Annotated in this window: 12 protein-coding genes; 7 read left to right on the top strand and 5 right to left on the bottom strand. The window is 60.9% G+C overall.

What is annotated here, in order from left to right:
- Positions 1–150: 150 nt before the first annotated feature.
- A complete protein-coding gene (locus ACVW1B_RS18500) occupies positions 151–885 on the bottom strand; it encodes a GntR family transcriptional regulator (protein WP_456821982.1) in 735 nt (244 codons plus the stop codon).
- Positions 886–1,015: 130 nt separating this feature from the next.
- Positions 1,016–1,192 carry a hypothetical protein gene (locus ACVW1B_RS18495; protein WP_456821981.1) on the bottom strand — a complete coding sequence of 59 codons (177 nt, stop codon included), beginning with the start codon at positions 1,190–1,192 and terminating at the stop codon, positions 1,016–1,018.
- Positions 1,193–1,478: 286 nt separating this feature from the next.
- Here ACVW1B_RS18495 and ACVW1B_RS18490 point away from each other — a divergent pair, with 286 nt between their 5' ends.
- Both ACVW1B_RS18490 and ACVW1B_RS18485 read left to right on the top strand, forming a co-directional pair.
- The gene (locus tag ACVW1B_RS18490) at positions 1,479–1,790 is read left to right on the top strand and encodes a hypothetical protein (protein WP_456821980.1); all 312 of its coding nucleotides are present in this window, start codon (positions 1,479–1,481) and stop codon (positions 1,788–1,790) included.
- Positions 1,775–2,704, top strand: a complete 930-nt coding sequence (locus ACVW1B_RS18485; protein ID WP_456821979.1) for a DMT family transporter — start codon at positions 1,775–1,777, stop codon at positions 2,702–2,704. Before ACVW1B_RS18490 ends, ACVW1B_RS18485 begins: the two co-directional genes overlap by 16 nt.
- Before the next feature lie 489 nt (positions 2,705–3,193).
- On the opposite strand, the gene ACVW1B_RS18480 is transcribed toward ACVW1B_RS18485, so the two are convergent.
- The 3 genes from ACVW1B_RS18480 to ACVW1B_RS18470 all read right to left on the bottom strand — a co-directional run bounded on the left by ACVW1B_RS18480 (position 3,194) and on the right by ACVW1B_RS18470 (position 7,073).
- A complete protein-coding gene (locus ACVW1B_RS18480) occupies positions 3,194–4,207 on the bottom strand; it encodes a zinc-dependent alcohol dehydrogenase family protein (RefSeq protein ID WP_456821978.1) in 1,014 nt (337 codons plus the stop codon).
- A gap of 123 nt (positions 4,208–4,330) precedes the next feature.
- Complete coding sequence (locus ACVW1B_RS18475; protein ID WP_456821977.1) at positions 4,331–5,431, bottom strand: NADH:flavin oxidoreductase; 1,101 nt, start codon at positions 5,429–5,431, stop codon at positions 4,331–4,333.
- Between the two features lie 976 nt (positions 5,432–6,407).
- Positions 6,408–7,073, bottom strand: coding sequence for a TetR/AcrR family transcriptional regulator (locus ACVW1B_RS18470; protein WP_456821976.1), 666 nt, complete (start codon positions 7,071–7,073; stop codon positions 6,408–6,410).
- A gap of 213 nt (positions 7,074–7,286) precedes the next feature.
- Here ACVW1B_RS18470 and ACVW1B_RS18465 point away from each other — a divergent pair, with 213 nt between their 5' ends.
- From ACVW1B_RS18465 to ACVW1B_RS18445, 5 genes are all read left to right on the top strand, one after another.
- On the top strand, positions 7,287–8,519 hold the full coding sequence (locus tag ACVW1B_RS18465) for an acyl-CoA dehydrogenase family protein (RefSeq protein WP_456823045.1): 1,233 nt from the start codon (positions 7,287–7,289) through the stop codon (positions 8,517–8,519).
- A 144-nt stretch (positions 8,520–8,663) separates the two neighbouring features.
- Entirely contained in the window at positions 8,664–9,722 is a 1,059-nt protein-coding gene (locus ACVW1B_RS18460) for a phosphotransferase family protein (protein WP_456823044.1), read from the top strand.
- A gap of 724 nt (positions 9,723–10,446) precedes the next feature.
- The gene (locus ACVW1B_RS18455) at positions 10,447–11,640 is read left to right on the top strand and encodes a CaiB/BaiF CoA transferase family protein (protein ID WP_456821975.1); all 1,194 of its coding nucleotides are present in this window, start codon (positions 10,447–10,449) and stop codon (positions 11,638–11,640) included.
- 421 nt (positions 11,641–12,061) lie between these two features.
- Entirely contained in the window at positions 12,062–13,054 is a 993-nt protein-coding gene (locus ACVW1B_RS18450; protein ID WP_456821974.1) for an ABC transporter permease, read from the top strand.
- A gap of 82 nt (positions 13,055–13,136) precedes the next feature.
- A complete protein-coding gene (locus ACVW1B_RS18445) occupies positions 13,137–14,159 on the top strand; it encodes a sugar ABC transporter substrate-binding protein (protein ID WP_456821973.1) in 1,023 nt (340 codons plus the stop codon).
- Positions 14,160–14,281 lie beyond the last annotated feature (122 nt).

The following is a 14,281-nucleotide window of genomic DNA, read 5'->3' as shown; positions in this document are numbered from 1 at the left end:
TGCCGCACGATATGCTTCGCTATTGGCAGCCGACCGCCGAGGGCTATCTCGAGCGAAGCAGCAAGGACGGGATTCTCAAGGCTGTGCGCGAGGGTGTTTCTCCGGAGGCCGCCGCGCATCTTGCCGGGAAGGGGTGGCTGCCATCGCTGGTCAAGTCTGCCCCCTAGCCAATGGCTGGGATGGAAACCATGATGATCCCAAACGTGAGAGCCGATTGCCGGGCGCGCGGTCGCGTGCCTCGGCGCTCGCCGAGTTCAGTCGAGCAAGCGCTTGCGGAATGACATCGTCGAGTGCCTTGGTCTGGACTCGAACGTTTTGATCGACTACGCCGAGCGCCCCTTCAAGGTCCCGATCGAGAAGGAGCTGTTCCAGGCGGCTCACGTAATCCTTGATTTGCGCTGCGCCGCTAGCGGAACTGGCATACACCATCCAGATGTAGTGGAGCTTGTCGGTCACATTTTGGTAAATGCGCAGAATCTCCCGGTTTCCAACCGCCTGCAGAACCAACCGGCAAACCGGGATGCACAGGCTGGCATCCGTAACATTGATACGCCGGCTCTCAGCGACAATCTCGTCGACCCGATGACGAAGCGCGGTTCGCAGCATGAAATGCAGCGAACTGATCGCCAACGATCCTCGCAGGAAAAGCAGGTCCTCCAATTCTGCCCGATCAATCGCCCGATTTTGAAATCCGCGGCTGCCTGTCTGAAGAATCAAACCTTCGTGGAGAAGCCGGTTCAGCGCCTCACGTACCGGCGTCACACTGACGTTAAGCGTGTTCGAAACCCCTTCAATGAATATTTGCTGCTCGGGAAGAATTTCGTAGTTGATCACCATCGACTTGAGCTTCAGATACGTCCGATCGACGACCTTGAGCGTATGCATTGTTTCGTGCCTCCAGCGCCATAGTCTCAGCCGATTTCCAGACCTCAAAGGCAGCGAGGCCCAAACAAGAGCAGTCGGCTATTTCACGTCGATAGCGCATTGATCGAAGGTCGCTAACCGTATGGCGACCTTATTTTGCGAAGGCCGAGCTATGTCTGCTTTGTATTTTGATTGCAAGATCGTCGTCACGCAACCATGGAGAAAAAGCTTCCATGCCGGGTTCTTTTCGCGAGCCGGAAAAGCGCGCCTCGACAATTTGTATCGGATGCAGAACGGCTTCGCCCTTGACGACGCCAGAGGCCGGCAAGGGCGGTGCTCTCTCGACCGCGTGAGATCAGGGCGATGCCCGGTGGCGTTCCAGTCCGGCCAGGAAGCACAGGGCCGATCATTGCCACTCATCTAGCCGACCTGCGGGCTTGCCCCGCGATCGATTCCGCCCTTTTTTGTGCACTTGATGTTGTCAATCGTTGGGGCTCACGGATATCTGCAGCGCTGGAAACGGCTTTGCTGCACTTGCGAAATATATGTCGAGATATACGGGACTTCCTCGGCTCCGCTCGGCACATTGACCTCGTCAATCACGAGGTTAGGCGATGAGCCAAACGGAAATCTCCAAGGTCATTTCGGAGTTCGGGTCCGCTCCCATCGTTATCTGGAACGACCACACAATCAACTACGACGATTTTGCCGCACGCGTCGATGACAAGCGCAAGTCGTCCTGCTCGGCCGATGGCGACCACATCTCCGATCTGCCGATGCTTGAGGAGGTCGTCGGCCATCCGCATATAGTCTCGTCCGACCCTGCGATGGTGGCCTTCGCGAGGGCGCGCGGCGGGGAGATGATCGACCCTGACAGCCCTCGACTCTCGCCAGGGCAGGGACACTCGCCATGCGTCATCTGCTGATCTACCTGGAACTGACCTGTTCTGCCCTGTTCTGGGGCCTCACCTTCAACGCCGCCCATCTGACGGTTAGTTCGCTGCCGCCGATGACCGCCGCTGCGCTGCGCTTCGCGATCGCGGCAGTTCTGATGATCGTCATCCTGTTGACGATGCAGACGGGCTGGCTTGCTCCGTTGCAGCGCAACTTCCTCGCTTTCCTGGCCATGGCGGTCGCAGGCGTGGTCGGCTTCAACACCTTCTTCTTCTTCGGCATGCAATATACGTCGCCGACCAATGGTGCGCTGATCATGGCGACCAATCCGCTGCTCACCGCGCTGATCGCTCGCCTCTTCCTCGGCGAGCCGATCAGCGGCAACCACAAGGTCGGCACGACCATCAGCTTCATCGGGGTTACCGCGCTCGTCATGTTCGGCTCCCGCGGTGTGATCACCGAGGTGAATATCGGTGACCTGCTGATCATCGGCGGCAATATCGCGATGGCTCTGTACGGCATCATCAACAAGCGTTGGGTCAAGGACAGTACGCCGCTCACGACGACCGGCATCACGACCATTGTCGGCGCGGCGATCCTGCTCGTCATCGCCGCGTGGATCGAGCCCGGCGCGATGACGCTCAATCTGTCCTGGCAGGCGTGGGCCGCCTTGATCTTCATGGGCGTCTTCGGCTCGGTGCTTGCGTATATCTTCTGGAACCGCGGCTTCCGCGCCATCGGCGTCGCCGATACCGCGCTGTTCTTCCATCTGGTGCCGGTTTTTGCCGTGCTCGGATCCTTTGCCTTTGGCCAGATGGTGACAATCGAGCAGATCAGCGCGGGGATCGTCGTGATCACCGGGGTCATGATCTCGTCCGGCGCACTCAAGAAGCTCCTGGCGGGAAACGCGCGACAGCCGGCCAAGGCCACAGGTCCGGCGGAATAGCGGCATTCAAGGAGGGAAGACACATGTTGTGGGCTGTTTGGTGTGAAGATGGTACCGATGTCGCTGAGCTGCGCCGCCAACACGGCGCAGCTCATTCGGAGCACCTCAATACCGCGCCGTTTCGGATCGTTCTGGCCGGCCCCCTGAGCTTCGTCAACGGACAGCAACGTACCGGCAGCCTGCTGATCTTCGAGACCGAAGCACGTCCCGCCGTCGAGGCCTTCATGCAGGCGATCCCTTCGTGCGATCCGGCGTTTGGGCTAGGTTCACGATCGCCGCCTTCAAGTTGTCGCGCGAAACGCTGTCGCGGGCGCAGACCGCCTGAGGGATCAGGTGCGGAGAGAGCAAGCCTGCGATCAATCAATCAATCGATCGGAATTTCGTCGTCACGCCGTCCCAATCTGTCAGATGTGCAACCGGGCGAACTCATGTCCAAAAGGCGACGGATACCGATGCTGGAAGCGATCGCCGCACCATTGACGGCACTGCCTACGCGATTGCGATTGCAACCTTCCCGAAATGTGTTCCGCTCGCTAGGTGCGCGAAAGCCTGCTTCGCGTCGGCGAATGCAAACGTCTTGTCGATCACCGGCTTCACCTGATTGAGGGTGATCGCGTCGGCCATGGTGCGCAGGTCTTCGACTGATCCCACGGTGACGCCCTGCAGGCGCTGCTGCTGCATCACCATCAACGGAATCCGCAGGTCCGATGTGGGCTGCCCGGCCAGCACGCCGATGAAGGCGATGGTTCCCCCGATGCGTGTGGCCCGGATCGACTCGTTCAGCGTGCCGACGCCTCCCACTTCGACGACGAGATCAACACCGCTACCGGTCAATTCCCGAACTTTCTTGCCCCAATCCGGCGTGGTCTTGTAGTTCAGGGTGACGTCGGCGCCGAGCGTCTTCAGGCGCTCGATCTTGGCGTCGCTGGACGAAGTCGCAATGACTCGCCCGCCGCACATCTTGGCGAACTGCAGTGCAAACAGCGAGACGCCGCCAGTACCCTGCGTCACCACCGTCTGCCCTGGCTTGAGGCCGCCAAGCTTGACCACCGCGCTCCAAGCGGTGACGCCGGCGCAAGGGAGCGCGGCCGCCTCCACATCAATCAGGTGCTCCGGCGTCTTCACCAACGCATGGGCAGGAAACACCCGGTATTCGGTCAGCACGCCATCGACACCGCCACCGAGCGCGGCACGCATCTTGGTTTCACTTGGTTCGCCGGAAAGCCAATTCTCGAAGAAGCTGCCGACCACCCGGTCGCCAACGCCGAAGTCCTGCACGTTCGGGCCGATCGCCGCAACCAGGCCGGCCCCATCGGAGGCGGGCACGAGAGGAAATCTTTGCCGCGCACCGTAGCGGCCGTTGATGGTGAGCAAATCACGGTAGTTGAGCGTTGCGGCGGTCAGCCGCACCAGCACTTCACCATGCCCCGGCTGCGGCACAGCCCTCTCGACCAACGCCAGATCGTCAATCCCGCCTGGTCCCTGCAATTCATAGCATTTCACGGCATTTCTCCCTCGGCGCTGCGACAAGATCGCGTCCGAAGTGGTGTTCAGGACACGAAGTGCTGTTCAGGACACCATCTGCAGCGGCCGCTTCGGCTGTCCGGCGGGCGATCAGAAGACGGATCAGAGCGTTGCAAAGACGGTCGGTGAAAACGCCGCAAGTTTGTCGAACTGTTTATCGCGGATTTTCGCGGGCCATTGCGCATCGGTCAGAAGGGCGCGTCCGACCGCGACCAGGTCGAATTCGCCGCCTGTGAGGCGAGCTTCCAGTTCAGCCAGATCGCCGACTTCGGCGCCCTTGCCCTCGAACGCTTCCTTGAAATCAGGGCCCTTCAAGCCGACAGATCCGACGGTGATGGTGGGCTTGCCTGTGAGCTTCTTGCTCCATCCGGACAGGTTGAGGTCAGAGCCGGGAAACTCCGGCTCCCAGAACCGCCGCGTCGAGCCGTGGAAAACGTCCACGCCGGCATCAACCAGCGGTGCCAGGAAGGCGGCGAGTTCGTCGGGCGTGTGGGCGAGCTTCGCGTTGTAGTCCGATCCCTTCCACTGCGAGAAGCGCTGGATGATGACGAAGTCCGGCCCGACGCGGGTTCGCATTGCGCGGATGATGTCGGCGGCAAAGCGCGTCCGCCGCACCATATCGCCACCAAAGCTGTCCTCACGCCGGTTGGTGAACGACCAGAAGAACTGATCGACCAGATACCCGTGGGCGCCGTGCAGTTCGACGGCGTCGAACCCAATCTCCTTTGCAACGCCGGCGGCGCGCCCGAAGGCGTCGATCGTGTCCGCGATGTCGGCATCGGTCATCGGTTCGCCGATCGGCTTGCCCGTTGCCGACAAGCCTGACGGTCCGTCCGACTTGCCTTCGGGGCGAGGGCCGGTGCCCGCCTTGCGCATCATGCCCTGATGCCAGATCTGAGCCGCAATCTTTCCGCCCGCGGCGTGGACGCCTGCCACGACCTTGCGCCAGCCCTCGATGCTGTCCGGCGAATACAGGTTTGGAATATTGGAATTGTTGGAACTGCCGGCGCGGTCGATGGCCACACCTTCCGTGATGATCAGGCCGACGCCGCCTTCCGCGCGCCGGCTGTAATAGTCGGCGACGTCTTCTCCAGGTGTTTCGTTCGGGCTCTTCGCGCGCGTCATCGGAGCCATCACGACGCGGTTTCGAAGGCTAAGCGATTTCAAGGTGAAGGGTTCAAAGAGAGGACTTGTCGACGTCATGCCTGGCTCCTCGGGCAGTGGTCAGCTTTGGATTCAGCATCGCCCCGCATCAGGGCACTGCCGCTGACCGTAATCAGACGCAGCCTCGACCGCCAATTCAAATCTGAATAGGCCTGGCGACAGAAATGTTGTGTGACGGCCGTGGGCGTTGCGTTCCGCATGACGGAGAGCATCTGGTCGATCGTTAGGGCCGCGCCGCGAGGCTCGATGCTCTTCACCGCCGGACTGCGGCTACTCGATTGGAAGTGCTGCACCCACACAGGCGAGGAACGAGCAGCATACCTGCGCACGGCTCCAAAAGTTGCGCTTCTAAGGAGTTGCGCATTTGTGAGTTGCGCCTTCGATGTGCCAATTCGCGCACCAGGCCAGGACGAAGCCCACAGCCGGACTCACAATACCGAATACCCCGATCATTTATCTCCTTGGTCCAAACTGTTGAGCGTTGAAAATTGGTTTTGACGAAATGAGAATGTCATCAAACACACGGTCATCGTGTGCGCGCCGGGAAAAAGTCTGCCGGTAACAGCGGCACGGCTCTGCCTCTCCGACACGGCTCTTCCTCACCGACACGGCTCTTCCTCTCTGAAAGGAGTCGCGAGTCGTACTTTTGCGGAGATGCGATTGTCGACGGATTGACGAACGTAAGTCAGGCTGGCTGCGGTGCCCTGTGTTGAACATCAGTGTTGGTGCCTTGAGCATCAATCAAGTCAGTCGTGAAAATGCGGATTGTCAGAGCTGATGTGACTGCATGGGCCTATGCGACGCACGCAGGGGAGGATGATCAAGAACGTCGCGAACCGGCGCTCATCGAATGCGTTCGTCGGCAGTCGCGGCAGCATGGTGGGCTGCGGGTCCAAGACTGTGATCCGAGGAGAGGCACCCGAGGGGAAGTTCGGGCGTCCTTCCAATCAAATCGAGTCTCTCAGGTGGGCCTCTTGATCTCTCGGCCGGCATCGCACGATGGAAGGTGCAATCGTCAGCAAGTAATGCGTCCTGCTGACGGCTTGCCGGCCCGCGTGTTCTTCATCATCGCCGTCGTTGCGGCGCTTACCACGCGTTCGATGACGTCGCTGATATCATCGAGTTTGCATTTGCCTTCCGACAGCTTTGTCAGACGTTCGGAGTCGCGGATGGTGTGGTGAGCCATCGCCAGCGCAAAATGCAGACCCCAATAGATCTCCTCGTCGGTGCTGTCAGGCAAGGCTCGGCGCATCGCAGCGGCGAATTTGCGCAGGTGATCAAATTCGCGGTTTCTTACCCGGCGGATCGGCGGCACCGATTCAATCGACGCACGGATCATGAAGCGCGCCGCGTTGGAGCATTCGTTCTCGGGGCCCAGGCAACCACGCAGGTGAGGACCGACCAGCGCGCGCAAGATGACCTCGACGGATACGAGGCCGCCGCCGTCTTCTTCCGCCGCTTTCAGCTCGCGCAGACGGTCACGATTTGTTTGAACGCTGCGGCTGACAAACAGCTCAACGATCAAGTCGTCCTTCGAACCGAAGTGATAATTCACGGCAGCAAGGTTGACTTTTGCCTCGGCAACAATGTCGCGCAAGGTGACGTCTGCGAAACTGCGAGCGGCGTAGAGCCGTTCTGCAGCCGCGAGGATAGCGGACCTGGTGGTTTGATCGCGCGCCATGAAGCCCTCAGGCAGTGAGAGTTGCATTTCGAAAAGTTGTATGAAACTTTCATTTGCGGGTCGAGAAAAGTCAATTCGTGCGATGGAGTTCTCGTGCTGCTCCGATCAGCGTCCTAATCGGACAGCGCAATGGGCAGCCTTGCTTGCAGCTCGCGCAAGGTGGAAAGACAAGACCGGCAAAAAGGTTATTCAGGTAGAAGCGAGGAGCGTCCGATGAACTTCGATATGTCGCCAAAGCAGAAGGAATGGCTCGAACGTGTGCAGTCGTTCATGACCAAGCACGTGCGCCCGGCGGTGCCGGTCTACAAGGCGCAGGACGCAGCGGGCGAGCGCTGGAAGGTCATTCCGGTCGTCGAGGACCTCAAGAAGAAGGCGAAAGCCGAGGGACTCTGGAACATGTTCATGCCGCCGTCCTCGCATGAGGATGATGAATTTCGTGGTGCGGGATTGACCAACCTCGAATATGCCGTGCTCGCGGAGGAGATGGGCCGCATCGGGTGGTCCTCGGAGGTTTTCAACTGCTCCGCACCCGATACTGGCAACATGGAAGTCTTCATCCGCTACGGCACCAAGGAGCAGAAGCGCAAATGGCTGCGCCCGCTGATGGACGGCGAGATCCGCTCCGCCTTCCTGATGACCGAGCCTGATGTCGCCTCGTCCGACGCCACCAACATCGAGACCCGGATCGAGCGCGACGGCGATCACTATGTGATCAACGGCCGCAAATGGTGGTCGTCAGGCGTCGGCGATCCCCGCTGCAAGATCGCGATCCTGATGGGCAAGACTGATCCGAAGGCCGCGACGCATCAACAACAGTCGCAAATCCTGGTGCCGCTCGACACTCCCGGCGTCAAGGTCGAGAAGATGCTGCCGGTGTTTGGCTTCGATGATGCACCTCACGGCCATGCCCAGGTGTTGCTCGAGAACGTCCGCGTTCCCGCATCGAATCTCCTGCTAGGCGAGGGCCGCGGCTTCGAGATCGCGCAGGGCCGGCTTGGTCCGGGCCGCATCCATCACTGCATGCGTACCATCGGCAAGGCCGAGGAGGCGCTGGAGAAAATGGTGAAGCGGCTGATGTCGCGCACTGCCTTCGGCAAGAGGATCATCGAGCAGTCGGTATGGGAGCAGCGCATTGGCGAGGCCCGCACCAACATCGAGATGACGCGCCTGCTGTGCCTCAAGGCCGCCGACATGATGGACAAGGTTGGCAACAAGGTTGCGCAGGCTGAAATCGCCATGATCAAGGTGGCCGGCCCCAACATGGCGTTGAAGATCATCGACGACGCCATCCAGGCCTATGGCGGCGGCGGTGTCTCCGATGAGGCGGGGCTGGCGAAGGAGTATTCCCACATCCGCTCGCTTCGCCTGGCGGACGGTCCCGACGAGGTGCACAATCGCGCCATTGCCAAACTCGAAATCCGGAAATATGCAAACGCCGCGCGTTAAGTGCGGGGGAGGACCGCGCGGCGCGGCGGCCACGCGGTCGTTTCGGGACGGTCCGAAGGACCTGCTTCCGATTGAAGGGATTTCTTGGGTTGAGGCTCCGTGCTGCACGTCGCGGTTCGGATAGCAGGATTGGCGGGCGTCATCGTGACTGAAGGTGTGAAGAAAGACGAAGAGTTCTCGGGCACCAAACCGGTCGAGGAGCGGCATCGCTTCAACGAGCTGCGTCTCGATGCCTGGATGCGCGAGAACGTCGAAGACTATCAGGGACCGCTGGTCGTGCTGCAGTTCAAGGGCGGGCAGTCCAACCCGACCTACCGGCTCGATACACCCCGCCGCTCCTACGTGATGCGCCGAAAGCCGTTCGGCAAGTTGCTGCCGTCGGCGCATGCGGTCGACCGCGAATATCGGGTGATCGCAGCGCTTGGCAAGCAGGGCTTTCCGGTCGCCAAGGCCTATGCGCTTTGCCAGGACGACAGTATCGTCGGCGCGGCCTTCTACATCATGTCGATGGAGGAAGGCCGGGTGTTCTGGGATCCGACGCTACCGAGCCAGACCGCGGATGCGCGCCGACAAATCTTCATAAGCAAGATCGAGACGCTGGCGAAACTCCACATGTTCGATCCAGCCGCGATCGGCCTTGGCGATTTCGGCAAGCCCGGCAATTATTTTGCGCGGCAGATCGACCGCTGGACCAAGCAGTATCGTGCCTCGGAGACCCAACATATCCCGGAGTTCGAGAGGGTCGCTGAATGGCTGCCGAAGACCGTGCCGGAACAAGCGCGCATTTCGATCGTCCATGGTGACTATCGCCTCGACAACATGATCTTTCACGCCACCGAGCCGCGGGTGCAGGCCGTGCTGGATTGGGAGCTGTCGACACTCGGCGACCCGATGGCCGATTTCACCTATCTGTTGATGCAGTGGACCATGCCGGGTCTGCAGGGCGCAGACTTCCGGGCCCTCAATATTCCGAGCCTGGAAGAGGCGGCGGAGATTTATTGCAACGCAACCGGAATGAGCGTGCCCGATCTTAACTGGTACTTCTCTTACAACCTCTTTCGCCTCGCGGGCATTATGCAAGGCATAGCGGGCCGGATCCGCGACGGCACCGCCGCGAGCGCCAAGGCGCTTGAATCCGCCAAACGCAACGTACCGCTGTCAAAGGCGTCGTGGGAATTCGCGCAGAAGGCGGGCGCAGTGTAGACCAAGCGAAGGCGCGATCCGATCGAGGTCGCGCCTTGCGCTGTCGAGTCCCCAACCTGGAACGTTGGCTGCTTGGTCGCGCGGAGCGACGGGGTGTCGCAAGAGCCCGAAGCCTGACTGCCGGGTCGGGTTTTGGGGGCTGAGGTCGCGGACTATGGTGCGCTCGCTCGGCTTATGTGCTGCGCACGCCGCACACCGGGGGCATCGCAGTTTGTCACCGAAGCCGTGCAGTGGCTGCGCGACGGCGTTGAGTTGAGCTTTCATCAGGATCCAGAAGCCTCAATTGACTTAGACTCAAGGCGTCTGCCGTATTCCTCAATTGCAGCGCTCCGCGACCGATTGTAAGGAATGAAAATCGGCAGGTTCGGGCAAGCGACAGCCGAACAAGCGTCGCTCGACCGTTCATCGCTGTGTATTGCAGGAATACAGCGGCGTGGGCTCCATGGGAGTTGAGTGGAGGGGGCGCGCCGCTGCGAAACCGCCGCGTTGACCGTTTGGGGGAATCGTATCGTGGCGGTCCTGTATGTGCCAGGTCCCGGCTCCAAGCATCCAACCAGGAGAACATCCAGATACGCTCGCGTGCGTTGACTTTCGATCGGTCCCGCCCGCGCGAGGGGTGGGCCGTGCATGCATAAACCTGTCTGCGCGACGCGTCGAAGGCCGGCTTCGGATTGAGCCATTGGCGATCGCAGCCGCGCGGAGGAAAAAAAGGGAGAAAGGTTCGATGGGGGGAGTTCTCGAGGGCGTGCGGGTGCTGGATTTCGGGCGCTATATCGCAGGGCCCTATTGCGCGACACTGCTGGCCGAATTCGGCGCGGAGGTTATTCGTGTTGAAAAGCGCGACGGCAGCGAGGATCGGTTCGTTGCGCCAGTCGGCGAGGGTGGCGAAGGTGCCCTTTTTCTGCAGATCAACCGCAACAAGAAGTGCATCACGCTCGATCCGATGAAACCGGAAGGGCAGGACGTGATGCGTCGCCTGGTTGCGACAGCGGATGTGGTCGTTGCCAACCTGCCGCCGCAGACCCTGCGCGCAATGAAGCTCGACTATGAGTCGCTGAAGGCGATCAAGCCTGACATTATCCTGACGACGGCGACCGCTTTCGGCGGACCGGGGCCGTGGTCCGATCGCGTCGGCTTCGACGGCGTCGGGCAGGTCATGTCGGGTTCGGTGTACATGACCGGCGCGGGCGATCCACCGTACCGAGCCGCGGTGAACTGGGTTGATTTCGGAACGGCTTTGCACTGCGCGTTCGGGACACTCGCCGCGCTGATCGAGCGCGGCAAATCCGGACGCGGGCAGATCGTCGAAGGCGCGCTGCTTGCAACCGCGCTGTCCTTCACAAATGCGACGCTGATCGAGCAGGCCGTGATCAACGTCAATCGCGTTCCGACCGGCAATCTCGGCCAGACCTCAGCGCCGTCGGACATCTATCGCACCAAAGATGGCTGGGTACTGTGCCAGGTCACCGGTCATCCACTATTCATTCGCTGGGCCAGGCTGATGGGTGAGGAGGACCAGTGGGTGAAGGATCCGCGCTTTGCGGACGATACCAGGCGCGGCGACAACGGCCCGATCGTCAGCGAGCGAATGGCGCGCTGGTGCGCCGAGCGCACCACGCAGGAGGCCGTCGACGCGCTGGGCAAGGCGATGATCCCCGCAGGACCCGTTCTGAGCCCCCAACAGGCGCTGGATCATCCGCATATTCGCTCGACCGGCTTCATGCAGGACATCGATTACCCGGGCTTGCCCAAGCCTGCGCCGGTGGCGCGAGCTGCCGTGCGATTGTCGGAGACGCCGGGAGAAATCGCGCGGCGTCCGCCGATCCTCGGCGAGCATACCGATCTTGTGTTGGCCGAACTCGGCTATGACGCGACCTCGATTGCGAGGCTGCGCCAGACCGCGATCATCGGCGATTAGCGCCAAGGAAGACGGACTGCTCGTTGAGTTTCGTTTGAAGATGCTCGCGTTGAGCCGTGTGACGTTCTTGAAAAAGAGGCCGCTCGTGGCTCAACGCATCGGCCACGATCAAGTCAAACACCGTTTGAAACAAGCGATGCCGTAGCCCCCGCGATCAATCTGCTGCCCGGGAGAGATGATCGAAGCACGATTTGAAAGCAGTGTGCGGCCGAAGCAATCGCCGCGCGAACTGCGGATGAAGTTAATTCCGTTCGATGGAAGGTGGCGGCATGTCTCCGACAAGAAGCACGGTTGTTGCGCCACTCGCGCGAAATGCATTTGACGAAAACTTCTCGACGTACCTAAACTCGGACCAAACATTCTGGAGGAAGTGATGCGTTCGCCGTTGCCGTCACGTGGCGTTGAGCAGTACGCAGATTCGATGTCCGGCCGAACATCTCTTCCCCGCTTTCGCATCGCGAAGCCGAGCCAGGAGCAGATCGTTCTTCTCATAACGGTCATTCTGCTGATCGTGTTCAGCCTCTCGCTGAACGGCTTTGCGACCCTCTCCAATCTGCTGAATCTGTTGCGCAGCATTTCCATCCTCGGTGTGCTCGGCCTCGGCATGGGGTTGATCGTGATCAGCCGCGGTATCGATCTGAGCGCAGTCGCGATCCTGGCCGGGCCCTGGATTATCGGCTTGATCGAGATGCAGCGTGGCGTACCGATCGGTGTTGCCGTGATGCTCGCGCTTGCGATCGCTCTTCTGATCGGAGCGACCAACGGCATCATGGTGGCGTTTGTCGAGGCGCCGCCCTTGTTCGTGACGCTGGCTGCGGGCTTTGTCATTTACGGCTTGGCGTATTGGCTGGCACCCGCCTGGGTGGTCTACGCGCCGAAAGACGCGCCGGGTCTGATGTTCGCCGGCGCCGGACGGCTGTTCGGTATTCCGGTTCCGATCCTGGTGTTCGCAGTCGCGGCGATCGCGATGCATCTGTTCCTGTCGCGCACCTCGATCGGCCGCTTCATCTATGCGCAGGGCGACAACCCGGAAGCGGCGCGGCTAACCGGCATTCCGCTGCGCCCGCTGATCGTGCTCGAATATATGATTGTTGCCTTTCTCTCCTGGCTTGCAGGCCTGGTCTGGGTCGGCACCACGGGCAGCCTGCAGATGGCGATCACGCAGGGCACCATGATCTTCGACGTCGTCCTCGTCGTCGTGATCGGCGGCATCAGCCTGATTGGCGGCCGCGGCAGCGTGTTCAGCGTCGTGGTCGGCTGCATCCTGATCGGTACGCTGCTCAACGCGTTCACCATCATGGACGTCAATAGCGAGGTGCAGAACATCGTCAAGGGCGTGGTGCTGCTGGCCGCAATCGTGCTCGACAACTGGCTGCATCCCCGCGACGAGGAGACTGCACGCCAAGGCGATTGAAACAGGGCGACTGAAACAAGGCGCCTGAGCGCGCCGATATGATCGATCAAGACCAATCAAAACAGGGAGCGTGGAGGAGATGATGAGGATAACGAAGTTTTGGACGATCCTGCTTGTCGGCGCGACGCTGGCTGGAATGCCGTTTGCGTCATCGGCGCAGGAGGAAGGCACCAGGACTGCGCGCGAACTGCGCGCCGTCTACGACAAGGCGCTGCAGGGCAAGACCATCGCCTATCTGCCGATCGCGCTCGGTGTACCGCTGTCGGACGAATGGGGCCGCGTGGTGCGGGAAGGGGCCGAGTGGCGCGGCATGAAGTACATCGTGCGCGATCCCAACAACAATCCCTCGGCGATGCAGCAGGCGCTGACCGCGCTGGTCGACCAGAAGCCCGACGTGCTGATCGTGCAGAATCCGAGCGTGACCTTGCTGATGAAGGACCTCAAGCGCGCCGAGGCTCAGGGCACCCATGTGATCCAGATCAACATGTCCTCGAACTACAAGTCCGGGGCCTTTGTCGGCGCCGACTGGCGCGAGATCGGCAGGATGCTCGCGAGCGAAGCCGTCAAGGCCTGCGGCACCGGTTCCGGCAAGTCCGGCAAGGTGCAGATCGTGCAGGGCGAATTGACCGCGGCCGCCAGCGTCGATCAGGTCGGCGGCATCATGGAGGTCCTGAACAAGGATCCCAACATCAAGGTGGTGTCGAACCAGGCGGCGAACTGGGATGCCAACACCGCGCTCAACGTCACCGCCACCGTGATCCAGCAGCATCCCGATCTCTGCGCATCGATCGGCTTCTGGGGCATCATGGAGTCGGGCGCCGCGCAGGCAATCCGCAACGCCGGCAAGATCGACGACGTCAAGGTGTACGCCTCCGGCGAGGGTTCGCAGCTCGATTGCGACCAGGTCAATTCCGGCAATTTCTACAAGTTCCTGAGCTACAAGGCGACCGAGCAAGGCCACGACCTGATGTTTGCGGCCGAGACCCTGCTGGTATCAGGTGAGAAGGCGGGCTCCCGCAATCTCGTCTATTACACGCAGCCGATCTGGCTCGATAAATCCAACGCCTCAGGCGCCAACTGCTTCGCACTACCCAAGAAAAATTAGCAGGGGCCAACCGGCCGTATCAACGGCATGATCCGGAAGGGTGGAATCCAGCCTTCCGGAAGATCGTGCCCGCTCGAAGGGGCGTGAGGCGATGTCTCGTCGCATCACGATCAAGGGAGTTC

It is taken from the genome of Bradyrhizobium sp. USDA 4502, assembly GCF_054063355.1.
This window is presented reverse-complemented; position numbering and strand designations above follow the sequence as displayed.